Below are 23,394 nucleotides of genomic sequence, written 5' to 3' on the forward strand. Positions count from 1 at the left end.
AAGCCGGCCTTATAAGCCGCACATCCGAACGGAGCCGCCTCTTCAGCAGGCTGAAGATCACAGGCCGGTCATCGTGTGGCGGGGTAGCTCAGGTGGTTAGAGCAGCGGAATCATAATCCGCGTGTCGGGGGTTCAAGTCCCTCTCCCGCTACCATCGACTTGTTTAAGTTGATGAAATTATTGAGTAAATTTCAAAAAAACCACGGTTTGTACGGTGAGGTGAGATCACCTAAGTCGTCGTATCTTCTGGGCCCTCATTTCGACTTCGCGGGTGTCGTCCGAGGCTCGGATCCCCGAGCCTCGGCGAGATCAATGTAAGCATCTTTCTTCGCCGCCCGAGCAGCGCGTTATGTAAAACGCTTATAAGAGCGAGTGTCCTTTTTCAGGGCCCATTAGGATTAGGCTTTCCAAACGGCCAAAGCCTTTTGGAGAATGGGACCTTTCGAGGCGGCCAGCTCATCTTGTGACCTTCGAGCCACCTCGTATGGTGGGGGTGCTTAGGAATCAGATACTCGTATTCAGGCATGAGCTTACCGGGTTCATTGACTTGAGGCAGCTTTTTCCTCTCGCGATTGGGTGCCTGATCCCTCACTACGTTTCCGTAGGCCAGCAGGTCTTTCCCCAAAACGTCAGCGAAAAAAAGTAGGTCGTCCACAAGGTCAACAAAGCCGACCAGAAGGTCTTTATATCTATCGTCGCGACCTCGTCGCGTGTCTAAGGCGAGATAACGCTCGATCGCGTCGGTTAGGTCTCTTTCCTCCAATTCCCGATGCAGGGACTGATACTCGTTTAGCAGGTGTGTCAGGGTATGCTCGGCTTGAACAAGCTCCGACAGTGCAGCAAGGGGACGGCCATTTAGCGGGAGCTTTCCATATACGATTTCCGACAACTTCGTGATCGGGAACGAAATCGGTGGAGGCGTCTCGAAATGGATAGCAATCTTACTTTCGCCTGTTTCAGTGACCGCCTGACGCTGCTTTTGCCAATGGTCCAATCTCGGGAGGTAATGCTGCTTTTTGAGGGAAGTCGCCTGATTAAAAATCACCATCGTCAAGCTGTGCGCGGAGTTTGCGGCAAGGATAGCATCCCTGCGCCCTTTGAGAATTGCCTCGCGGCTGACAATCCTCTGCGCCCCTCGCGCGCCCCCGTAGGCGCCAACACCACCAACAACTAACGTTGAGATCAGATAAACCGCGCCGGTTTGTTGAGCTTCAATGTGACCCGACACATAGGTCCAAGCTTCAGAAAATATCTGCCACATTTGTGCCCCTCCCAAACCCGCCCATTATTGCACGGCCGAGCTGAGGAATGTCCACTATGGGCGGACACATAATCATTTCATCTGATCCGAACTGGGCAATATCACCAGACAGTAAATCTCCCGAAATTTAGCAAAGGGGGATCGAGCGAAACGGCCTCCCGCTACCATTTTTCATCCGAAGCAAGGCAAGATCGCTGGAAGTCAGCCGGTCCACCGGATCAGGCTCCCGCGGGCGAGGATAGCTTTTCCGTCTACAGGGAAAGGCCGGCCTCCTGCCGAAGTCTCAGGGCTGCGACCAGAAGCGTCTTGGTCCTGAAGGCCGCGAACGGAAGCGGATCGCGGCAATCCTTGGCGGTTTGTATCTTGGTGTCGAGATAGTCGATCGCCTCCGCAATCTCGTCGCTCGCCACCGTATCGTCCTGTGCAAGCCTGCTCGCCATCACTGCGATCGGATCGTGCATGATGCCCTCATCGACGCGCAGGATCTGGATGAGGAACTTTACCTGCGCAAGGTCATAGTGAACCGAGGTTGCAATGCGTTCAATCGGGTAGTCCAGGTATTTTTGTAAACCAGCTAGTCTGCCGGTCTGCTTGAAGCTGCTGGCTTCATACTGCTTCAAACATTGCCGTTCCGGATCCCGAACGAGATTCCTCTCTACTCTGGAACAGCGCCGCGATGAGGTCCGATTGCGTGATGATGCCGACGACGTGATTGTCGTGGTCCACCACCGGCATATGGTGGAGACCCATGTCGGCCATGGGCGGCACCAGCTTGGCGATCTTCGTTTGCGGCAGGGCCGACTGCACGCGCTTCGTCATGATGTCGGACACCGTGCGCGGCGTGTCGCGGCGGCGCATCAGGGCGCGCGCCTGCAGCCCTAGGCTCAACCCGCCGCGTTCGTTCAGGACCGACATGCGCATGAAGTCCGTCTGGGTGATGATGCCCACGAGCTGCGCGTCGGCCGCGACCACGGGGAGAGCCTTGATCCGGGCCTGCATCAGCAGACGCCATGCGGCTCTCAGGCTGGTTTCGGGCGAGACGGTCAGAACGTCGCGCGACATGATCTCGCCGCAGGTGACTTCGCCCGAGCGCCGCTCGTAGGCGCGGATCTGTGCCTGGTGGAGGAGTGCGTCGAGATCCTCCGGGCTGATGTTGACCACCTCGTCATACTGCTCCAGCACGGCGCGAAGATCGTCGGGCACCACGCCGATTCGGTGGGAAGGAGCCGGGTCCGCAGTGCCATGGATGTTCTGGGTCGAGGCTGCCGCAAGGTGCGGATAGCGCCGGCCGGTGGCGTTGTTGAAGGCGTAGGCGCTCGCCAACAGGAGGATGGTGTTGAGACCCACCGGAGACAGGACGAACCAGTAGCCTGCCTGTTCGATCGCCGCTCCCCCCAGTACGGCGGTCAGGGCGACGGCACCGCTCGGCGGATGCAGGCAGTTCAGCAGCAGCATCATGGCGATCGATAGCGCGATCGCACTTCCCGCGGCGACGACCGGATCGCTGAACGTCAGGGCGCAGGTCACGCCGACGGTGGCGGAAACGAGGTTGCCGCCGAGGATCGACCATGGCTGGGCGAGCGGGCTGCTCGGAGCGGCGAACAGCAACACGGCCGAGGCTCCCATGGGAGCGATGAGGAGCGGAAAGGCGGAGGCATCCCCCAGCGCCATCCGCGTCAGGAGGCCTGTCAGCATGATCCCGACCAGCGCACCGAGAGAAGCACGCAAGCGTTCCGTTGCGCTGACCGGCACAATGGAGGGATTGAGGCGTCTGAGAAGGGACATGCGGGGGGACTCTGTCTGCGGGAGACGGAGCGATATCAGAGCCGATGCGGCCTTAGGAGGCAAAATGCCCTAAACTTCGGCATCCGCGTGAAAATTTCTTGATGGATGACAGGTGGCCGGACCGAGCGTGGGCGCCGCCGCCTATTGCTTCGCCAGCAGGTTCCGGAGATCCTCGATCATCGGCCTCTGCCCCTTCAGGATCTTCGTCTCCGCCTCCTCCAGCGGGAACCATCTGGCGCGGTCGATTTCCGGGAATGCCTGCTGGCGGCCCGAGCGAGGTGGCCATTCCATCAGGAAGGAATTGCTGACGATTGCGTCCGCCGCGATATCGGCGGCAGGCTCCACGGCCCAGACGAGTACAAGCTTGCCGCCCGGCTGGCGGTACTGCCCCAGCCAGCGGAAGTCGCCCTCAACCTGCAGGCCGATTTCCTCGAAAGCCTCCCGCCTTGCGGCTTCCAGCGGATCCTCGCCAGTTTCCACCAGCCCCTTGGGGATTGTCCAGGCCTCATCGTCCTTGCGCGCCCAGAACGGCCCGCCCGGATGGCCGAGCAGAACCTCCGGGCTTGTTCCGGGCCGGCGGCGAAAGATCAGAAGACCGGCGCTCTTCTTCGGCATGACCTGGTTTGCTCCTTCAGCGAGATCCGCCCTCCGCTTTCTTCTCCGAACGGCCTAGGCGCCATTTGTCGAGTTCAGTGACGATCAGTATCGAGGTCGCCGCGATCAGCATCACGGCCCATTCGGCCATGCTGATCGGCGAGAGCTCAAGCGTGTCGCGCAGCCAGGGTATGTACATCGCCGCGATATGCAGCCCTTGTGCAGCGATCACGGTGATCAAAAGCAGCGGATTGCCGAAGAAGGGGATCGAGAAGATCGAACGCCGTTCCGAGCGGCTGGTGAAGGTCTGGACGTTCTCGAACATGACGAAGAGAAGCAGCAGGAGGTTGCGTGCCTGGCCGACTTCGTAGCCCTGGGCCAAGAGCCAGTAGAACAAAGCGAAACCGCCCAGGCCCATCACCGCCACCGTCACCACGATGCGGCGTATCATGATGCGGTCGAAGATCGGTTCCCGCGGCTTGCGGGGAGGGCGCCGCAGCTCGTCGCCCTCGCTCTTCTCACCCGCCAGTGCGACATCCTGGATGCCGTTGGTCACGAGGTTCAGCCAGAGCAGTTGAACCGGCAGCAGCGGCATGGGCAGGCCGAGGGGGATCGCGAGAATGAAGAGCAGCACCTCGGCAATGCCGGTCGTGACCAGCATCAGGATGACCTTGCGGATGTTGCTGTAGGCGACGCGGCCCTCCCGGATGCCGCTGACGATCGAGGAGAAGTTGTCGTCGGTGATGACGATGTCGGCGCTTTCCTTGGCGACGTCGGTACCCTTCCGACCCATGGCGACGCCCACATGGGCATGTTTGAGCGCCGGTGCATCGTTGATGCCGTCACCGGTGACGGCGACGAAATGGCCGTTGCGCGCAAGCGACCGGACGATGGACAGCTTCTGGGCAGGCGCCACGCGGGCATAGATGCGGGCACGACGGGTAAGCGTGTCGAGGCCTTCATCGCCCGCCTCTTCCGCCGCCTGAACCTCCCGGCCGGTGACGACCTGGTCGTCGTCGAAGGAGAGGCCCGCATCGCGTGCGATCGCAGCTGCCGTGCGCGGATCGTCGCCCGTGACCATGGCGATGTCCACGCCGGCCGAACGGCAGTCGGCGACCGCCTGCGGCACTTCCGGCCGGATCGGATCCTGCATGCCCACCATGCCGAGGAAGACCAGGTGGACCAGGTGATGCGGGCCGAGATGGTCACCGTCCTCCGAGGAGATTTCGCCGCTGGCGAACGCCAGGACGCGAAGGCCCTGGGACGCCATCTCCTCCTTCTGCCGCAGCAGCGCGGCGCGGTCGACCGGAGCGAAATCGGTACCGACGTCCATCCGATCGGCCATGGCGATCAGCGTCTCCGGCGACCCCTTGGCGAAAACCCGCACGACATCGCCTCGGCGATGGAAGGATGCGGCATATTTCAGATCCGGCTCGTAGGGGATGCGCGTCAGGAGCGGATAGTGGTCGGCCAGGGCCTGATGTTCGAGACCTGCCTTGCGGGCGGCGGCAAGCAGCGCGACATCGACGGTATCGCCGATGCCCGTCCAGCCGTTCTCGTCCCGCACCAGGACGCCTTCGTTGGGCATCGAAGCGGCCTTGAACAGGCGCGAGACGCGCTCGTTCGCCGAGGGATCATGATTGCCGCCGCTGGTGATGCGGCAGGCATCGATTTCCGGCCCCGCCTCGCACTCGAAGCGGCTGCCGTCCGGAAGCACGATGTCGGTAACGGTCAGCTCGTTCAGGGTGAGCGTCCCGGTCTTGTCGGTGGCGATCATCGTGCAGGAACCCAGCGATTCGACCGCGGGCATGCGGCGCACGATGACGTGCTTGCGGGCCATGCGGCGCATGCTGATCGCCAGAGCGACGGAGATGGCGACCGGCAGTCCTTCGGGGATGGCGCTGACAGCCAGACCGACGGCCATCAGGAACAGGTCTCCCCAGCCTATTCCCTGGAACTGGCCGACGAGGATGAGGAACAGCATCGCGGCGCCGACAAGCCAGGCGATACGGTTGGAGAACTTCGCGAGCCGGATCATCAGCGGCGGCTTGGCCGACGATTCCTTTCCGAGTTCCGCCGCGATCCTGCCGATCTCGCTCGCCATGCCCGTCGCGACCACGATGCCACGACCGCGCCCGCGCGTGACGAGGGTGCCGGCAAAGGCGGAAACCCTGTCGGCGCCGGCGCCGCCCCCGATCTTCTTCACCGGCGCGGATTCACCTGTGAGGAGGGATTCGTCGCATTGAAGGTCCGTGGCCTCGAAGACGTCGACGTCGGCCGCGACGCGGGCGCCCGCCTCCAGGAGAATCAGGTCGCCCGGAACCACCAGCCGGGCCGGGATGGCGGTGGTCGCACCGTCGCGCACGACCATGGCGGTGGCTTCCTCCAGCTTTCGCAGGGCGGCCGCTGCCCTTCCGGCGGAATGCTCCTGGATGCCGCCGACGATGCCGTTCAGCACCAGGACGATGCCGATGAAGAAGCTGTCCTCCAACTCGCCCACCGCTGCCGCAACGGCTGCGGCGACCAGCAGGATGTAGATGAGGGGGCTTCGGAACTGAAGCAGGAAGGTCATCAGGAACGACGGCGGAGCAGGCTCCGGCAGCAGATTGGGGCCGAAACGTTCCAGGCGGTCCGCTGCTTCCGATGCGGTCAGTCCTCCCTTCTGCATGACAACCTCGTTCATGGTGCTGTGGTCCCTTGAAAGTCATGGATAGGGCGTGGTGCGACGAGAAGATACACCAGCTTTACGGGAGATAGCTTCCTCGTGTTTGATGTATATCAAGAACATGGCTCCGGGACATGCCACCATTGGATGAGGCAGCCGCAGCAGACGGGCTGCACCAGGTACAGCGTCCCACAGGATAGGAGAGGACATCAACATGGCGTTCAAGACCGTTCTGGCCGTGATAGGCGGCAAGGAGAGCGAGGCCGACTTGCAGCAGGCGATCGCGCTCTGCTCGGAAGTCCAGGCTCACCTTTCCGTCCTGGCACTGCAGGTGGCCCTTTCTCCGACCTTCAGCGACTATCCGGTGGACACGGACTGGCTCGATCGCCGCCACGCGCACCACAAGGCCTTCAAGCGGGAGGCCGCGGCTTACGAGGCAGCCTGTGCGGCGGGCGGCCTCTCCTTCGATCTTTCCAGCTACTACGACGACCCGCTGTTCCTCACCGAGGAACTCACCCGCCGCGCCTTCTATGCGGATCTCATCACGATCGGTTCGCGTGCGATGAAGGCCGAGGATCTGGCGGGAATCGTGATCAACGGAGGTCTATTCGACGCGATGTCGCCTCTGTTGCTGTTGCCGGAAAGCAGGGAGGCCACGCTGCGTCCGGCGAGGGTCCTTGTGGGTTGGAACGGCAAGATCGAGGCGGCGCGGGCGGTCCGCGAGTCGCTCGACCTCCTGATGGCGGCAGAGACCGTGAACGTCGCGATCGTGGATCCCGCCAGCCCCTACGGGAAAGCGGACGGAGAGCCCGGCTCCGAACTGGCGGCCTATCTCGCAAGGCATGGCGTCAACGTCACCATCGATCAGCTGCCGAGCGGGGGTCGTCCCGTCGAGGACGTGCTGAACCAACGCGCCCGCGAGATTTCCGCAGACCTCATGGTTCTCGGCGCCTACGGGCATTCGCGCCTGCGGCAGCGGATATTCGGCGGCGTGACGAGCTCCATGCTCAAGGGCGTGCAGACGCCGGCGCTTCTGGTGCGCTGACCGGGCTTAGCTCAAGCCGGAGAAGCGGCGCGGGAACCTGCGCCGGCTGGATGAGTTCTCGCCGCCTGGAGCCGCAGAACGCGGCTCGGGAAAAGGAGACCCAATGGCCGGCAGAAGCTACCTCGAGCGCGAGAACCCGCCTCCGCTGTCCGACTGCCTCGTCATCGGCGGGGGACCCGGCGGCATGACGGCCGCCATCTATCTCGCCCGGATGAACCGGGCGGTACGTCTGGTCGACGGCGGCCGGAGCCGGGCCTCGCTCATTCCGCGCTCCTACAATCATCCCGGCTTTCCCGGCGGGATCAGAGGCCGCGATCTTCTGGCTCGAATGCGCGAGCAACTGCAGGAGCTCAGGGTCGGGATACTGCAGGGCGACGTGACGGACGTGCGGAAGACCTCGGAAGGGTTCTTTTCCGTGAGCATTGCCGGCGGCCGCAGCCTGATGGGGCAGAACCTTGTTTTGGCGACGGGGTTGGTGGACAACCTTCCCCCCATCGATGATGCGCGCGGCATGGTGGCCGAGGGCTATCTGCGGATCTGCCCGATCTGCGACGGGTTCGAGATCGGCGGACGGCCGGTCTGCGTCATCGGCGCCACGATGCGGGCGGTCGCCGAGGCGCGGTTTCTCAAGACCTTCAGCTCTTCCGTCTCCATCGTCACACTGGGCGAAACACGGAGTTGGGAAGGGGAGCCGGACGGGCTGGCCTCCGACGAGGGCATCGCCGTCGTCACGGCGCCGCTGGCATCCCTCGAGAGGACGGGGGAAACGGAGACATCGCTGACGTTTGCGGATGGGACCGTGCTCGAGGGGGTCGTGCTTTATTCGGCGCTTGGGGTGCGGCCACGGTCGGCGCTGGCGGCAGGGCTTGGGCTTGCCCTGGAAGAGGATGGCCGTATCGCCACCGGCACACACCAGGAGACGGCGATCGAAGGGTGTTTCGCCGTGGGCGATGTCGTGACGGGACTCAATCAGTTGGGCGTTGCCATGGCGCAGGGGGAGATTGCGGCGGTGGCGATTCACAACAGGCTGAGAGGCGTGTGATGAAGAAGGAACCCGAGAACCTCCGGAAATGTTATCCGCCGATCCAATCGAAGGAAGGAAGGTGTGCCGTGCGGCAGTTCTTGATGATTTCCGGTCTGGCCCTGATGATCACCGGGTGCACGGCGGTATCGTGGAACGACGGTCCCGGGCTCGAACCCATTCCCGGCAGCATCACCTATGGCGGCCAACCGCGAAGCCGCCTTACGAAGGCGCCGATCGGCAGCTCCGTCAGCCACCAGTTCACGAACGAATACGGCCAGCGAGTGGAAGAGCGCTACGTGATCCAGCCGGATCGCAGCCTGAAGCTCGTCTGGCGGCGCATCTATCGCGACTGGCTCTACGACTGACGGTGGCGGGGCAGGGACCGATAACCGCACAATGCGGTTGCCGATCCTCGCCTGTCTCACTCAGTTGGCGTTGCCGCTGCCCGGCTCGGCCATCTTGCGGTGCTGCTCGGCAAGCATTCCCGCCGGCGTCACGTTCGCGGCCGCGGACATGATCTTGTTCTTCCAGCCGGCCACCACATCGCCTTCGCCGTCCATCATGGCCTTGAAACCCAGTTTGGCGACATAGGCCGGGTCGTCCTTGCTGCCCTGTCCCACGGACGTATCCATGAGGTCGGCGCGTTCGAAGAACTCGGTATCCGTCGGACCCGGCATCAGGCAGGTGACGGTGACGCCCGTAGCCTTCAACTCGTTGCGCAACGCGAAGGAGAAGCTGTTGATGAAGGCCTTGGTGCCGTTGTAGACGGCCTGGAAGGCACCGGGCATGAAGCCCGCGATGGAACCGGTGAAGAGAATGCGCCCCTGGCCGCGCGTGCGCATCCGGTTGCCGAGGTCGTGCACGAGCCGGATGGTGCCGGTGATGTTGGTGTCGACAACCCGCTGCGCCTCGTCCAGATCCTCGTCCAGAAATCCGTGGCCGAGGCCGACGCCCGCATTGGCCATCAGCAGGTCGATTGGGCGGCCGAGGGCGGCGATGCCTTCGCAGAAACGGCGCACGCCGTCCCTGGTGGCCAGATCCACCTGCATGGCCTGTACCTCCACGCCGAACTCCTTCAGCCGCATCGCGGCTTCCTGTATGCGCGGTTCGTCGGCCGCGATCGCAAGATCGTAGCCTTCCTGCGCCGCGCATTTTGCCAGTTCGTAGCCGATGCCTGTCGAGGCACCCGTGACGACGGCCAGCCCCCTGCCAGTTTCAACCGGGTTCATCGTCTCCTCCTTACGGTTTGAGTACAACCTTGATGCAGCCGTCCTTCTTGTCGCGGAACGTCTTGTAGAGTTCGGGACCGTCTTCCAGGCTGCCGTGGTGGGTGATGACGAAGGACGGATCGATGTCGCCGCGCTCGATATGCTCGAGCAGCTTCGGCATGTAGCGCTGCACCGGCGTCTGCGCCATCCTGAAGGTCAGTCCTCGGTTGATCGCGGAACCGAAGGGGATCTTGTCCAGGAAGCCGCCATAGACGCCGATCACCGAGACGGTGCCGAAGTTGCGGCAGCAATGGATGGCCTGGCGCAGCACATGCGGCCGGTCGGTGCCCATGAAGGTGGCGACCTTGACGCGGTCGACGGCGGCGTAGAAGCTCGACATGGTGTCGGCCTCCGTGCCGACCGCGTCGATGCAGGCGTCGGCACCACGGCCTTTGGTCTTCTCCATGATGGCGTCGTAGATGTCGACATCCCGGAAATCGAGAGTTTCGGCACCGCCATCCCGGGCAAGGGCCAGACGTTCCGGGACCGTGTCGATCGCGATCACCCGCTCGGCGCCGAGAAGGAAGGCGGAGCGGATGGCCATCTGGCCGACGGGGCCGCAGCCCCAGATGGCGATCGTATCGCCCGGCTGGATGTCGCAGAATTCGGCACCCATGTAGCCGGTCGGAAAAATATCGGAGAGGAACAGCGCCTGGTCGTCCGTCAGGGTATCGGGAACCTTGATCGGTCCGACATCAGCATAGGGGATGCGCAGATATTCTGCCTGTCCACCCGCGTAGCCGCCGAGGAGATGCGAATAGCCGAACAGGCCGGCCGGCGAGTTGCCCCAGAACTTGCGGGCCTTCTCGTGGTCCGGATTGCTGCGTTCGCATGCGGAATAGAAGCCGCGCCGGCAGAAGTAGCACTCGCCGCAGGAAATGGTGAAGGGAACGACGACGCGGTCGCCCACCTTCAGCTTCGTATTGTCCTTGCCGACCTCAACCACCTCGCCCATGGTTTCATGGCCCATGACGTCACCGCTGTGCATATCGGGGATGACGCCGTCGAAGATATGCAGGTCGGAGCCGCAGATGGCGCAGGCGGTGACCTTGATGATGGCGTCGCGGCTATCCTGGATTTCCGGATCGGGAATGCTTTCGCAGCGGATGTCGCTCTTGCCATGCCAGGTCAGTGCTTTCACCTCGTGCTCCTCCTTGGGCGTGTGCTTGTCCTGGCCTGCAGAACAGGCCCTCGCGGCAAAGGTTCCTCCGACCCGTTCCTCGGTCACTTTGACGCGTCCCCGAGGAAACCCTTGCCGGTGGAGGAGGTTCGGCGCTATGGCCACGGGGAATGTGGAAAGGAATGAGCATGTCATCTGATGCCCACTGGGCTCCCTTGCCTCCCTTCAGCACCGGTATCCGGGGGCGCTGCCCCCGCTGCGGACAAGGCCATCTCTTCAAAGGCTTCCTGACGCTTCGCCCGAACTGCGAGGTCTGCGGGCTCGACTACTCGTTTGCGGATCCGGCCGATGGGCCGGCCTTCTTCGTCATCTGCTTCGCCTGTGTTCCGAGCGTCGCGCTTGCCGTCTGGATCGAGGTTGCCTTCCAGCCGCCCTTCTGGGTGCACCTGCTGACCTCGCTGCCGTTCATGCTGCTCACCTGCATACCGCCGCTGAGGCCGCTGAAGGGCTGGCTCGTGGCGAGCCAGTATTTCTACAAGGCGGAGCAAGGCAAGATCGACCGGCAGCCGCCCGGCTGAGCGTCCTGAGCGAGACCGGGGCGGTGCGGCGGGCGACGATCAAGGAACCTTTCGGACGCGAAACAATTCGTCAGGTAGCCAACGGAGCCTGATGATGCTTGATATCGAAAACAATCACGACCGCGAAACCCAACGCCGCGCGCTTGCTGTCGAAGGAGCGATCCTGCTGCTGATCGATGGCCTGGCCGCCCGCGGAACCATCTCGGCCGACGAGGCGGAGGACATGCTCAGGATATTGTCGAAGAGTTCTGATTTCTCCGCCGCACGCGCCTCCAGTTCCCTGCGGATCGTGGACCACCTAAGGCGGCTGCGCGCCGGCGACGGTGCGGCAACGCCGGGAGCATGAAGACAGATACCGCCTGCCATCGGGCCAATCCTGACGAATGAAGCCGTGGACCTGCAATCCACGGCTTTCTCTTTCGCTCTTTCCGGATGGCTGCCGCGCTTACGCAGGGGCGGCAGCGATGTCCGACCAGTTCCCGGCACCTGCTCCGGCGCGCTTTGCCTTCTGCCGTGTCGTGGGCGTTGCAGGGCGGCGGCCGATGCTGACATATTTCAGGCCGTGCCGGGTGACCTCGTGCGGCGCAAAGAGATTGCGGCAATCGACAATGGAACGTCCCGCCATCAGGCCGGAAATCCTGCGGAGATCAAGCCTCGCATAGTCGTCCCATTCCGTCAGAATGACGAGAGCGTCCGCGTCCCTGGCCGCCTCATAGGGGCAATCCCGCCAGGCGGCGCCCGGAACAAGGCGTTCCGTCGCCTTTCGGGCCTTCGGGTCATGGGCCACGACGGCGATGCCGGCGTCGAGGAGGGCAGGGATCACCGTCAGCGCCGCTGAATCGCGCACGTCGTCGGTATTGGACTTGAAGGCGGTCCCGAGCACGGCGACGCGTCCGCCCTTCCTCCCCAGTTCCGCGATGATCTTCGCGGCGAGCTTCGCCTTCCGTGCCTCGTTTCGCTGAATAAGCGTTTCCACCAAGGTCTGCGGCTGCCGATAGCGGCGTCCGGTGGCGGCAAAGGCGCGCGTGTCCTTCGGAAAGCAGGAGCCGCCGAAGCCCGGCCCGGCGTTGAGAAATGCCCGGCCGATCCGCCGGTCGAGGCCGATGCCCTCCGCCACCGCCGCCACATCGCCGTCCGCAGCCTCGCAGAGGTCTGCCACCTCGTTGATGAAGCCGATCTTCAGGGCCAGGAACGCATTGGCGGCATATTTCACCAATTCCGCATTGGTGGTGGTCGTCGTGACGAAGGGAACGCCCTTCTTGCGAAGGGGCGCGTAAAGCTCGGCCAGGACGTCGGCCGAGCGGGCGTCGTCCGCCCCGATCACGATGCGGTCGGCTTCCAGAAAGTCACCGATGGCCGAACCTTCGCGAAGGAATTCCGGATTGGATGCCACGTGGACATCGGAGTCGCCCCTGATTTCGGCCACCAGATTCGCTATCATTCTTGCGGTGCCTGCCACCACAGTGGACTTGATGACGATGACCGCATCCGACTTGACGAGAGGGGCAAGTTCGGCCGCCGCGCCTTTCACGTAGGAGAGGTCGATGTCTCCGTCATCGTCCGATGGCGTCCCCACAGCGATGAAGATCGCATCGGCTTGCGGAGCCGCGGATGCCAGGTCGTCGCTGAATGCGAGCCGGCCGGCCATCATGTGTCGCCGGATCAACTCGGACAGGCCGGGTTCGTAGATCGGAACCTCCGCGCGCTTCAGCCGCGCGATCTTCATAGCGTCGGTATCGATGCAGACGACGCGATGGCCGAGTTCGGCCAAGCACGCTCCGGTGGTCAATCCAACATATCCGGCCCCGATCATGACGACATTCATGCTGTCCTCTCCTTCCAGACTATACAGGCGCAGCCGTGGCCGTGTTCCAAAGGCTGCCGATGAGCCTCAAACAACGGCAGGGGCCGAGGGTTCCTGAAGAAGAAGACATTGTTGTTGAAGTCATTGATGAAGAAGCCGGGCTATTGCGGCCGACGCCTGGAACATAGGACATCGCATGCCGTTGGAAAGGGCACACTTTCCCAACAGAGAGGACACCATGAGCCAGTATCCCACGCCGCCCTTTCCCGAGCAGCAGCAGCCGATGCCCGGTTACACGAAGAAGATGCAGCCGGTGCCGGACCACGGAGAACAGTCCTACAAGGGGTCCGGACGCCTCTCCGGCAAGAAGGCCGTCATCACCGGCGCCGACAGCGGCATCGGGCGGGCCGTCGCCATTGCCTATGCCCGCGAGGGAGCGGATGTGCTGATCTCCTATCTCGACGAGGAGGAGGACGCACAGGAAACGAAGAAATGGGTGGAAGAGGCGGGCCGCAAGGCGGTCCTCGTGCCCGGCGACATACAGTCGGCCGAGCATTGCCGCCGGATCATCGAAAAGGCGGTGAGCGAATTCGGCGGGGTCGACATCCTCGTCAACAATGCAGCCCATCAGGCGACTTTCGCCGATATCGGCGATATCAGCGACGAGGAGTGGGAGCTGACCTTCCGCGTGAACATCCATGCGATGTTCTATCTCACCAAGGCGGCCGTACCGCACATGAAGGCCGGAAGCTCCATCATCAACACCGCTTCCATCAATTCCGACACGCCGAATCCCAGCCTGCTCGCCTATGCGACGACGAAGGGCGCGATCCAGAACTTCACCGCCGGCCTCGCCCAACTGCTGGCGGAGAAGGAAATACGCGCCAATGCCGTGGCGCCAGGCCCCATCTGGACGCCGCTCATCCCGTCGACGATGACGGAGGACAAGGTGAAGGACTTCGGAAAGCAGGTCCCCATGAAACGTCCGGGCCAGCCCGCCGAACTGGCCACAGCTTATGTGATGCTCGCCGATCCGCTTTCCAGCTATGTATCGGGGGCGACGATTGCCGTCACGGGCGGCAAGCCGATCTTGTAACGCACCAGGATGGGCGCGGCCTCATTCGAGGCGCCGCGCCTTTATGCCGGATATGGTGAAGCCGCTTTCCGGAAGAGCCGGTATGCGGTTCATCCGTACCTCCAGATCCTGCCGTGGGACGTTGTAATCCATCGACCGGCACAACAGCCTCACGGCCTGCCTGATAAGCCCGACGGTTATCATCTCGCCGGGGCAGCGATGCGTGGTTGGCGCACTTCCCGCTCCCTGGGGAATGAACGTGCAATCCTGGTCGCGCCAGCTGATCGCCCTTTCCGGCCGGAAGTCCTCGGACCGCGGAAAGAAACGCCCATCACTGAGGGTTCCGTAGAGGTCGAGGAGGAACCATTGCCCGGACGGGAACCGGTAGCCGCGCCATTCGACCTCTTCGACAGCGCGGGCGCCGACGAAGGGGAAGAAAGGGCTGATCCGCCGAACCTCCTCGGCGAAACCCTCCAGCATCTTCTCGTCCCCGTCCCGAAATCTCTGATGCCACTCCGGATGCCGATGCAGCAGCAGCGCGGCGAACGCGATGTAGCGCCCGACCGCGACGACGGGGCGGAGGATATTGATGGTTTCCACAGCCGCGATGTCCGGTTCCAGCGGGGCGCCGCTGAAGTCCCGGAAATCGGCGATCCGGCGCAGCGGCAGACTGTGACCCATGCACAGGTCGCCCTTCCGCACCTGCTCGATGCATCGCCTGACATGGCCCTCCATCCTGCGCCTCTGCCACAGGCTGCTCAGCGTTGCCGGGCGCATATGGCCCGCATATTCCACCATCCGGGTGAGGGCGGCTGTCGCGAAGCGGTCGTCGCTCATCGGTACGCCGGCCCAGCGGCAGACGGATCGGGTCAGGATCAGGTTGGCTTCGTCGAAAAGCGAGACCCATTCCCGCCTCTCCCATTCCGGCAGCCGGCCGATCCATTCCTCGCGGAAGATCGCCTCCAGTGTCGCGACGGTATCCGGCTCCATCAGCAGGCCGATGAACAGGCCCTTGCGATGCCGATGTGCCTCGCCATCCAGTTGCTGCACGCTTCCCTTGTCCTGCAGGAGCCGCAGCGTCGTCTGCGGCATCGATCCGCGGCGCGTGAGCCCGGGAGACTCGTAGATGAAGCGGGCAGCATCGGGACCCTGGAGGCAGACCGCCTGCCGCAGCATCAGGCGTGTCCGGAAGATGTCGGACCCCAGGCGGCTGCAACGGTTCGGGATGAACTCATATCCCTCCCTTAGCAGCGACCATGTCGCATCGAACGCTCCGTCGTGCGGTATGTCGCGAAGGTCCCGCTCGCCGTCGCTATCGCTGACCATGTCGGCCTCGTCAGGTTCGCCGGCCGACCTCCCGAGCGAGATCCTCGAAGTCGAAGCTCTCGCCCCGTTCCGCCGCCTCGTTCGCCAGAAGCAGGACGCGGATGGGGAAGGCGACGGCCTTGCGATGGGACTGGGAGACCGTGAGGGGCTTGCCATCATCGAGGACTGTCTGCTCGGCGCCCTGGAGCGCTTGCTGGACCTCCGCATGGGTCACGAGACCCTTGCCGACGAGGAGGTTGTTGATGGCTGCGAAGGCAAGATACAGACCTTCGAGTTGGGGATTGGCGGTGTTCATGTCTCAGTCCTTTCTGTCGATGCCGGGACGAAGGTGGCGGCATTCTCGTCGATCAGGCGGGCGCCCCGCTGCCGCGTGAGGTAGCGCCATATCCACTGGATGCTGACGAGCAGCCGCTTCTCGAAATTGACGAGGAGATAGACGTGGACGATCGCCCACAGGAACCAGGCAAAGCGTCCCTTGAGGCGCCAGGTCCCGAAGTCGAAGATCGCGGCATTGCGTCCGATGACGGCGGTGTTGCCGCGGTTATGGAAGCGGAAGGGCTCGGCCTGCTGCCCCCGCGTCAGGCGAAGCCGCAGTGCCTTGCCGAGATATTCGCCCTGCTGCTTGGCGACCTGCGCCAGTGCAGGAAGCGGCTTGCCGTCGTCCGCAAGCCCAAGGGCGGTGTCGCCGATCGCATAGACATCGGTGCAGCCGATGACGCTGAGATCGGGATTGACCGGGACACGGCCTCCGGCCTTGCCCTCCACCTTCAGCCAGGAGGCCGCAGGCGACGCCTTCACTCCGGCGCCCCAGACAACGCTGCCGGTCCTGATCGTCCGGCCACCGGCCACCACTTGTTCCTTGTCGATGGATTCGACAGGTAAGCGCGTCAACACCTCGACGCCTGCCTTCTCCAGTTCGTTACGGCCATACTCCGCGAGTTCCTCGGGAAAGGCCGACAGGATGCGCGGCCCTGCCTCGACCAGGATGACCCGGAAATGCTCCGGCTGCAGCCGACGGAAGTCCCTCTCGATCATGAACCGTCCGAGTTCGGCGATGGCGCTGGCCATCTCGACGCCGGTCGGACCTCCGCCGATGACGACGCTGGTCAGGAGGGCTTGCTTTTCTTCCGGATCGCCGGAAAGTTCTGCTCTTTCGAACGCCAGAAGCAGGCGCTGGCGAATGAGGCGCGCCTCGTGGATCGTCTTCAGGCCGGGTGCCCAGGCGCGCCACTCCTCGTGGCCGAAGTAATTGTATTCGGAGCCGGTGGCGAGAACGAGCGCATCGAAAGAAACCGGATCTCCGTGATCCAGCAGCACGTGCTTGCCTGCCAGGTCCAGGCCGGTGACTTCCGCAAGCAGTACGCGGATGTTGCGGTATCGCCCCAGCGTCCGGCGGATCGGCTCGGATATGTCGGCGGGCGACAAGGCGGCCGTGGCCACCTGATAGAGCAGCGGCTGGAACAGGTTGTGGTTGCGCCGGTCGACGACCGTCACCTCGATAGGGGAGTTGCCGAGTTCCCGGGCACAGGCAAGACCGCCAAAACCGCCACCGACGATGACGATTCGGCGTCGGTCAGACGGTCGATCTCCATCCTGCCCCTGATGCATTTTTGCTCCCGTCGACGGCCGAATCCCGAACCGATTGCGAGGGTCAACACGTCCTTTCGGGAATTGTTCCAGCCGGATTGGCCGACGGAACCTTTTGCACGAGCCGCCGTTCACTTTCCCGAGAAACAAAGGAGACCGCTATGTACAGCATCGTGTGGTTGGTAGGCGCCGTCGTCATCGTCATCGCCGTTCTCAACCTAGTCGGCTTCGCCTGATCCGCGCTTCCCGGAATATTCGACCAAGACAGTTGATCAAGAAGGAGAGAGACATGAACAGCATTGTTTGGCTTGTCGGAGCGGTCGTGATCGTTCTCGCCATTCTGTCCTTTCTCGGCCTCGGCTGAGCGGGACAGTGACGCAAAGACGAAACGGGCGTCGATCGGCTGATCGGCGCCCGTTTTTATGGTCGCCTTGCGCTGCTCATGTGGAAACCAGCAGCGCGAAGGGATGATCCACGAAGGCCCAGGCGATCGACAGTCTTTCGGACGGGTCGAACCGTCTTCCGGTGAAGAGGTCGCGATAGGAGCGCGACCGAAGAGCAGGGGGCAGGGGCAGAACCGTCTCATCCCATCGCTTGGAAAGCCGCTCTTCCCCTTGGCGAAAGGCGCCGAGCACGAGGCGCGGGGCAATCAGCACCAGCGCTGCCTCTTCCGTGCGACGGGCAAAGGATAGCAGGTTGGCCGCTCTCTTTCCTTCCGGGTGCAGCGCCAGGTATTCGCCTGATCGAAAGAGATCCGGCTGCTCCCGGCGTAGACGCAGAACCCGTGCGATGACCTGCTGCTTCAGGCGTCCGGTTCGCCAGTCTTCCTCCGTCGTGGAGAGGGCACCCTCGGGCGCCAGGTCTGCGGCAAGGGTGGCGAAGTCGGGTTCCCGCCGGTTGTCTGGATCCACGAGGCTGAGGTCCAGCCGCTCGCTGCCCTGGTAGATGTCAGGGACGCCCGGTGCGACGAGCTTGACGAGGGTCTGGGTGATGCCGTTCACCAGCCCAGTGCGGAGGAAGGGTTCCAGCGTCGTTCGGAAATCCTCCAGGAAAGCCTGGTTGTCGGGGGACAGCAGGCGGCTCGCGTAGGCGCGGACGGCTCCTTCGTAATCCTCGTTCGGATCGCTCCAGGTCGTCCGCTGCTTTGCCTCCCGGAGAGCCTTCTCCACATACTGCAGGAAGCGCTCCTCCAAGGCCTTCAGCCCGTCGCGATCGTCGGTGGCAAGATCGGCCGGCCAGACCCCGGCGAGCGCCTGGTAGAGCATCCATTCGACGGCGGGCTCCGGTGCCGCGCCACCTGAGAGGTGCGCCACTGCTTGGCTGTTGATCTCGCGCCAGCGGTCGACCGATGCCGCCCAATGGTCGGGAGCTTCGCTGATCGTGTACAGCCTGGCACGGGCATCCTCACCCCGTTTCGTGTCGTGGGTCGAGGTGGCCGAAAGAGCGTCCGGCTGGCGCTGCCGCCTGATCGTCATCTCCTCGTGAAAATGCTCGACGGAAGCCGGTGCGGGATCGGCCTCGCTGCCGACCTCGTTCATCGCCAGCAGGCGATGGTTGCGGAAGAAGGTGGTATCTTCCAGCGATTTCGCCATCAGCGGCCCTGTCAACTGCTGGAACCGGATGCGGAAGAGAAGGGCTTCGTCGCTGTTGCCGCCCGTCTCGCCGGCCAGCAGGCGATGCAGGAAGCCGAGGGCCTGCTCGTCGGGCGCATGGGGACCCGTCCGCACGCGCCGAACGACCTCGTCGAGAAGGGCTTTCCCTTCGGCCGGCATGCCCTCCGCCGTGCCGTAGGTGCGGTAGACGGGGAAGGCGACAAGGAGTTCGCGCAGGGCATCCTGCATTTCCCCGCTGCCTGTGCTCACGTCACCGGCGTCGCCTTCATGCAGTTTCAGAGCAAGCTTCAGCAGCGTCGATACTTCGCCTTCGAAGTTGTTGTTCGCCATCAGCAATTTCGCTTCGCGCAGCTCGTCGAGCGGGTCCGGCGCCGCTCCTGCGACGGCGTGGTAAGCAACTGTCAGCGCTTCGTGCCCGCTCCCATCCACCAGCACGTTGCCCAGCGCGGTGATGAACTCATAGCCGGTGGTGCCGGAAATCGGCCAGTCCTCCGGAAGCAGCTCGCCCTCGCCGAGGATCTTCTCCACGACGACGTAGATGTCCGGCCCGACGGCTGCCCGCAGGCGCTCGAGATAGCCCTTCGGGTCGGCGAGGCCGTCGACATGATCGATCCGCAGCCCGTCGACGCGGCTCTCGCGGACCAGATCCAGCACCGTCCGGTGCGCCGCCTCGAAGACCTCCGGATCCTCGACACGCAGGCCGACCAGACCGGTGATCTCGAAGAAGCGGCGGTAGCTCAGTTCGCGCGGCGCATCCCGCCAGGACATCAGCCGCCAGGGTTGCCGGTCGTGCAGGGCAACGATTTCCTCGGGCTTGGAGATTGCCAGCACCTCGCCTGCCCGTCCTTCATAGGAGGATGGGGTGAGGGGGTAGTAGCTGTCGTAGTAGGCAAGGGCCGGCTTGCCCGTCTGCGGATCGACCCTCACCGAAAGCTCGCCCTTCGCCAGCACCTCCTCGAAGGTGTCGCCGAGGAAGGGCAGCGTCAGCCGGCGGCTCCAGTCGATGTCGAAATAGCGGGCGTACCGGCTCTGCTGGCCGTGCTCCACCACGTCGCGCCACCAGGGATTCTCCAGCGAGGCGGCCATGTGGTTGGGCACGATGTCGAGGATCAGCCCGAGGCCGTGTTCCCGCAGCGTGTCCGACATCTTGAGGAAGCCGTCGCGACCGCCGAGCACCGGATCGAATTCGTTCGCATCGGTGACGTCGTAGCCATGGGTGGAGCCGTTGGTGGCGGAGAAGATCGGCGAGGCATAGAGATGGCTGATGCCGAGTTGCTTCAGATAGGGCACCAGCCCGGCAGCACGCTCGAAGGTCATGCCGTTGCGGAACTGGATGCGGTAGGTGGAGGTCGGGATCTTCATGCACGACCTCCGGCCTTGATGGTGACGACGATGCCGTCGGGGCCGAGCATGCCGCCTTCACCCGCATCGGCGGGCAGGCGATGGGCGGGCTCGCCCGGCAGGTCCGGCAGCGGCAGCGGTCTGTTGCCGAGGTTGATCGCCATGCCGATCTCGCCCTTCGGGAAGCGCCACGCCACCGCAACCAGGCCGTTCTCCGCCTTGAGGATGCGGCCGCCCGTGTCGCGTGCTGATCCCAGCATCGGTACGATTGTCTCGCGACGCAGCGCCAGCAGATCGTGGGTCAGGTCCATCCACTCCCGTCCTTCCGTGGACGCCGGTTTGTCCCAGTCGAGCTTGCAGTCGGTGAAGGTCGTCTCCGCATTGGGATCGGGGATCTCCCCATCCTCTCTGCCGTGCCCGGCATGGCCTTCGAACTCCTTGCGCCGGCCTTCGCGCACCGCCTTCGCGAGATCGCCGTGGAAATCAGTGAAGAACAGGAACGGACGCGTCTCGCCGAATTCCTCGCCCATGAAGAGAAGCGGGATGTGCGGCGACAGGAGCAGTGCGGAGAACAGCGCCTTCACCTTTTCCGGTCCGGCGATCGTCAGGAGCCGCTCGCCGAAGGCACGGTTCCCGACCTGGTCGTGGTTCTGGATGAAGTCCACGAACGCGACCGGTGGCTGGCCTGTGCTTGTGACCCCGCGCGTCTTGCCGGAATGCTTCGATTTCTCGCCTTGATAGGCGAAACCTTCCGCCAGCGTCCGTGCCACAAGGTGTTCCGTGTTCTCGCCGAAGTCCTGGTAATAGCCGTCTGTCTCACCGGTCGCGTAGACGTGGATGGCGTTGTGGAAGTCGTCGTTCCACTCGCCCGTGAAGCGGGGCACGCTGCCGTCCTCGCCGCGTTCATGCAGGAAGGTGACGTTGCGCGAATCTTCCGTGGTCAAATGGATGTGGCGGTCGGGGAATTCCGCCCGTATCCGCTCGGCGATTTCCACGAGGATGTGCTTTTCGGATTCGTCGTCGCCTATCTGGTCGATGGCGTCGAAGCGCAGCCCATCCAACTGGAACTCGTCCAGCCAGTAGAGAGCGTTCTCCACGAAGAAGCGGCGCACCGGCGCTAGTTCGTAGGCGATCGCGGCACCCCAGGGGGTGTGCTTGTCCTCGTGGAAGAACTCCGGCGCGAGCAGAGGCAGATAGTTACCCTCCGGTCCGAAGTGATTGTAGACGACGTCCAGCAGCACCATCAGCCCATGGCCATGGGCGGCGTCGATGAAGGCCTTGAAGTCCTCCGGCGGGCCATAGGCGCGGTGCGGGGCATAGAGCAGAACGCCGTCATAGCCCCAGCCGCGATTGCCGCCGAAATGGGCGACGGGCATGACCTCGACGGCGGTGATGCCGAGTTCCGCCAGATGGGGCAGCTTCTCGATCGCGGCGCGGAAGGTACCTTCCGGGGTGAAGGTGCCGACATGCATTTCGTAGATTACAGCCTCTTCCCAAGGCCGGCCGCGCCACTCGGCGTTCCGCCATTCGTAGGACGTCGGGTCGATCACCAGCGAAGGACCGTTGACGTCGTCCTTCTGGCCGCGCGAGGCGGGGTCGGGAATGGCGGTGCCGTCCGCCAGTACGTAAGAGTATTCGCTGCCGGCGGAGACACCCGTCGCCAGGAGCTCGAACCAGCCGTCTTCGGTAGGGGTCATCGGCGTTTCGCTGCCGTTGAGACGCAGCGCCACCTGTGCCTGGCCGGGCGCCCACAATCGGAATCGCACTTCGCCCACTGCCGTGAACTCCGCTCCCCAGGTCCTGGGGAAAGCGTGGAATTCATCTATCGGATCGGTTGCGGATGTCATGAGGAACCCCCTGTGAGGAGAGCGCCAAACGGCCGAAACGGCTTCCGGTTCCCCTCATGTCGCCCGCGTGTCCAAAGCCGCAAGAAAATTGCCCGGCTGGCCGCGAATTCGCAGTTTCGAGGCGCGTAATAAAATTGCTGAGGCGGCTTCCCGGCCCTAGATTATTAGCAGGTGCGCTTCGAGGAGGAAGCGCCCCGACCCATCGGTTCTCAGGGAGGAGAAGCGAGAATGACGGACGCCCCAAGGCTCAGTCTGCATGTTCCGGAACCGGAGGTGCGGCCCGGCGACAAGCCGGATTTTTCCCATGTCAGCATCCCGAAGGCAGGCTCGGTGCGGCGGCCTGAGATCGACGCCGATCCGGAGAGCATGCGCGACCTCGCTTTTTCCATCATCCGCGTCCTGAACCGCGAGGGCGAGGCGGTCGGCCCCTGGGCCGGCACGCTGACGACGGAGGAACTGATGGAGGGCCTGCGGCACATGATGCTGCTTCGCGCCTTCGACCAGCGCATGCTGATGGCGCAGCGGCAAGGCAAGACCTCCTTCTACATGCAGCATCTCGGGGAGGAGGCGGTCTCGTGCGCGTTCCGGCGCGCCTTGCAGCCGGGCGACATGAACTTCCCGACCTACCGGCAGGCGGGCCTGCTCATTGCCGGCGGCTATCCGCTCGTCGACATGATGAACCAGATCTATTCCAACGATGCCGATCCGCTAAAGGGCCGGCAGTTGCCGGTCATGTACTCCTCCAAGGAGCACGGCTTTTTCTCAATCTCCGGCAATCTCGCCACCCAGTATGTGCAGGCGGTCGGCTGGGCCATGGCCTCGGCGATCAGGAACGACACGAAGATCGCCGCCGGCTGGATCGGGGACGGATCGACCGCAGAGTCTGATTTCCACGCCGCGCTGGTCTTTGCTTCCACCTACCGGGCACCGGTCGTCCTCAACGTCGTCAACAACCAATGGGCCATCTCGACCTTCCAGGGGATCGCCCGCGGCGGTTCGGGGACGTTTGCTGCGCGTGGCCTCGGTTTCGGCCTGCCGTCGCTCCGGGTCGACGGAAACGACTACCTCGCCGTCCATGCGGTGGCGAAATGGGCGGCGGAACGGGCAAGGCGCAATATTGGACCGACGCTGGTCGAATACGTCACCTACCGCGTCGGCGCCCATTCCACCTCCGATGATCCCTCCGCCTACCGTCCGAAGGAGGAATCGGAGGCCTGGCCCCTCGGAGATCCCGTCATCCGCCTGAAGAACCACCTGATCCGCATCGGTGCCTGGAGCGAGGAGCGCCACACGCAGATGGAGGCGGAGATCCGCGATACGGTGGTCTCCGCCCAGAAGGAGGCAGAGCGCCACGGCACCCTCCATTCCGGCGGCAGGCCGTCGATGCGCGACATGTTCGAGGGCGTCTATGCCGAGATGCCGGCGCATCTCAGGCGCCAGCGCCAGAAGGCAGGGGTGTGA

20 protein-coding genes and 1 tRNA gene are annotated in these 23,394 nt (G+C 63.7%); 8 read left to right on the forward strand and 13 right to left on the reverse strand.

From position 1 onward, the window contains the following. Nucleotides 1–77 precede the first annotated feature (77 nt). Nucleotides 78–154: transfer RNA gene (locus RTCK_RS12070), tRNA-Met, on the forward strand. 228 nt (nt 155–382) lie between these two features. On the opposite strand, the gene RTCK_RS12075 is transcribed toward RTCK_RS12070, so the two are convergent. From RTCK_RS12075 to RTCK_RS12095, 5 genes are all read right to left on the reverse strand, one after another. Then, on the reverse strand, nt 383–1,261 hold the full coding sequence (locus RTCK_RS12075) for a hypothetical protein (RefSeq protein ID WP_142592970.1): 879 nt from the start codon (nt 1,259–1,261) through the stop codon (nt 383–385). Nucleotides 1,262–1,512: 251 nt separating this feature from the next. Further along, nucleotides 1,513–1,881 (reverse strand): hypothetical protein, encoded by a 369-nt coding sequence (locus RTCK_RS12080; RefSeq protein ID WP_142592971.1) that lies wholly within the window; start codon nt 1,879–1,881, stop codon nt 1,513–1,515. Beyond that, nucleotides 1,868–3,046 carry an HPP family protein gene (locus RTCK_RS12085; RefSeq protein ID WP_142592972.1) on the reverse strand — a complete coding sequence of 393 codons (1,179 nt, stop codon included), beginning with the start codon at nt 3,044–3,046 and terminating at the stop codon, nt 1,868–1,870. The genes RTCK_RS12080 and RTCK_RS12085 overlap by 14 nt, the downstream gene beginning before the upstream one ends. A gap of 141 nt (nt 3,047–3,187) precedes the next feature. Beyond that, entirely contained in the window at nt 3,188–3,661 is a 474-nt protein-coding gene (locus tag RTCK_RS12090; protein WP_142592973.1) for an NUDIX domain-containing protein, read from the reverse strand. Nucleotides 3,662–3,677: 16 nt separating this feature from the next. Continuing rightward, nucleotides 3,678–6,323 carry a cation-translocating P-type ATPase gene (locus tag RTCK_RS12095; RefSeq protein WP_142592974.1) on the reverse strand — a complete coding sequence of 882 codons (2,646 nt, stop codon included), beginning with the start codon at nt 6,321–6,323 and terminating at the stop codon, nt 3,678–3,680. A 196-nt stretch (nt 6,324–6,519) separates the two neighbouring features. Between RTCK_RS12095 and RTCK_RS12100 the strand changes: the two genes are divergently transcribed. From RTCK_RS12100 to RTCK_RS12110, 3 genes are all read left to right on the forward strand, one after another. Continuing rightward, the gene (locus RTCK_RS12100) at nt 6,520–7,350 is read left to right on the forward strand and encodes a universal stress protein (protein ID WP_142592975.1); all 831 of its coding nucleotides are present in this window, start codon (nt 6,520–6,522) and stop codon (nt 7,348–7,350) included. Nucleotides 7,351–7,453: 103 nt separating this feature from the next. Further along, nucleotides 7,454–8,392: an NAD(P)/FAD-dependent oxidoreductase gene (locus RTCK_RS12105; RefSeq protein WP_142592976.1), complete on the forward strand. Its 939-nt coding sequence runs from the start codon at nt 7,454–7,456 to the stop codon at nt 8,390–8,392. Between the two features lie 83 nt (nt 8,393–8,475). Beyond that, on the forward strand, nt 8,476–8,739 hold the full coding sequence (locus RTCK_RS12110; RefSeq protein ID WP_142522811.1) for a hypothetical protein: 264 nt from the start codon (nt 8,476–8,478) through the stop codon (nt 8,737–8,739). A gap of 60 nt (nt 8,740–8,799) precedes the next feature. On the opposite strand, the gene RTCK_RS12115 is transcribed toward RTCK_RS12110, so the two are convergent. Beyond that, nucleotides 8,800–9,603, reverse strand: a complete 804-nt coding sequence (locus RTCK_RS12115; protein ID WP_142592977.1) for an SDR family NAD(P)-dependent oxidoreductase — start codon at nt 9,601–9,603, stop codon at nt 8,800–8,802. A 10-nt stretch (nt 9,604–9,613) separates the two neighbouring features. Beyond that, nucleotides 9,614–10,783, reverse strand: coding sequence for a zinc-dependent alcohol dehydrogenase (locus RTCK_RS12120; protein WP_185927999.1), 1,170 nt, complete (start codon nt 10,781–10,783; stop codon nt 9,614–9,616). Between the two features lie 167 nt (nt 10,784–10,950). Between RTCK_RS12120 and RTCK_RS12125 the strand changes: the two genes are divergently transcribed. Then, nucleotides 10,951–11,340: a DUF983 domain-containing protein gene (locus tag RTCK_RS12125; RefSeq protein ID WP_142519885.1), complete on the forward strand. Its 390-nt coding sequence runs from the start codon at nt 10,951–10,953 to the stop codon at nt 11,338–11,340. Nucleotides 11,341–11,434: 94 nt separating this feature from the next. Further along, nucleotides 11,435–11,686 carry a hypothetical protein gene (locus RTCK_RS12130; protein WP_142592979.1) on the forward strand — a complete coding sequence of 84 codons (252 nt, stop codon included), beginning with the start codon at nt 11,435–11,437 and terminating at the stop codon, nt 11,684–11,686. Nucleotides 11,687–11,785: 99 nt separating this feature from the next. On the opposite strand, the gene RTCK_RS12135 is transcribed toward RTCK_RS12130, so the two are convergent. Next, nucleotides 11,786–13,165 (reverse strand): UDP-glucose dehydrogenase family protein, encoded by a 1,380-nt coding sequence (locus RTCK_RS12135; protein ID WP_142592980.1) that lies wholly within the window; start codon nt 13,163–13,165, stop codon nt 11,786–11,788. Between the two features lie 217 nt (nt 13,166–13,382). Between RTCK_RS12135 and RTCK_RS12140 the strand changes: the two genes are divergently transcribed. Beyond that, entirely contained in the window at nt 13,383–14,240 is an 858-nt protein-coding gene (locus tag RTCK_RS12140) for an SDR family oxidoreductase (protein WP_142592981.1), read from the forward strand. A 21-nt stretch (nt 14,241–14,261) separates the two neighbouring features. Here the strand turns inward: RTCK_RS12140 and RTCK_RS12145 are convergent, their stop codons facing one another. The 5 genes from RTCK_RS12145 to treZ form a co-directional block, all read right to left on the reverse strand. Next, the gene (locus RTCK_RS12145) at nt 14,262–15,545 is read right to left on the reverse strand and encodes a cytochrome P450 (protein ID WP_142592982.1); all 1,284 of its coding nucleotides are present in this window, start codon (nt 15,543–15,545) and stop codon (nt 14,262–14,264) included. A 10-nt stretch (nt 15,546–15,555) separates the two neighbouring features. After that, nucleotides 15,556–15,840, reverse strand: a complete 285-nt coding sequence (locus tag RTCK_RS12150) for a hypothetical protein (protein ID WP_142519890.1) — start codon at nt 15,838–15,840, stop codon at nt 15,556–15,558. Continuing rightward, nucleotides 15,837–17,153 carry an NAD(P)/FAD-dependent oxidoreductase gene (locus RTCK_RS12155; protein ID WP_142592983.1) on the reverse strand — a complete coding sequence of 439 codons (1,317 nt, stop codon included), beginning with the start codon at nt 17,151–17,153 and terminating at the stop codon, nt 15,837–15,839. The genes RTCK_RS12150 and RTCK_RS12155 overlap by 4 nt, the downstream gene beginning before the upstream one ends. 419 nt (nt 17,154–17,572) lie before the next feature. Then, nucleotides 17,573–20,107, reverse strand: a complete 2,535-nt coding sequence (treY, locus tag RTCK_RS12160) for a malto-oligosyltrehalose synthase (RefSeq protein WP_142592984.1) — start codon at nt 20,105–20,107, stop codon at nt 17,573–17,575. After that, a complete protein-coding gene (gene treZ, locus RTCK_RS12165; RefSeq protein WP_142592985.1) occupies nt 20,104–21,933 on the reverse strand; it encodes a malto-oligosyltrehalose trehalohydrolase in 1,830 nt (609 codons plus the stop codon). The genes treY and treZ overlap by 4 nt, the downstream gene beginning before the upstream one ends. Before the next feature lie 228 nt (nt 21,934–22,161). Here treZ and RTCK_RS12170 point away from each other — a divergent pair, with 228 nt between their 5' ends. Beyond that, the gene (locus RTCK_RS12170) at nt 22,162–23,394 is read left to right on the forward strand and encodes a 3-methyl-2-oxobutanoate dehydrogenase (2-methylpropanoyl-transferring) subunit alpha (RefSeq protein WP_142592986.1); all 1,233 of its coding nucleotides are present in this window, start codon (nt 22,162–22,164) and stop codon (nt 23,392–23,394) included.

Origin of the sequence: Pseudorhizobium endolithicum (genome assembly GCF_902153245.2) — a bacterium.
GTDB classification, from domain to species: domain Bacteria; phylum Pseudomonadota; class Alphaproteobacteria; order Rhizobiales; family Rhizobiaceae; genus Neorhizobium; species Neorhizobium endolithicum.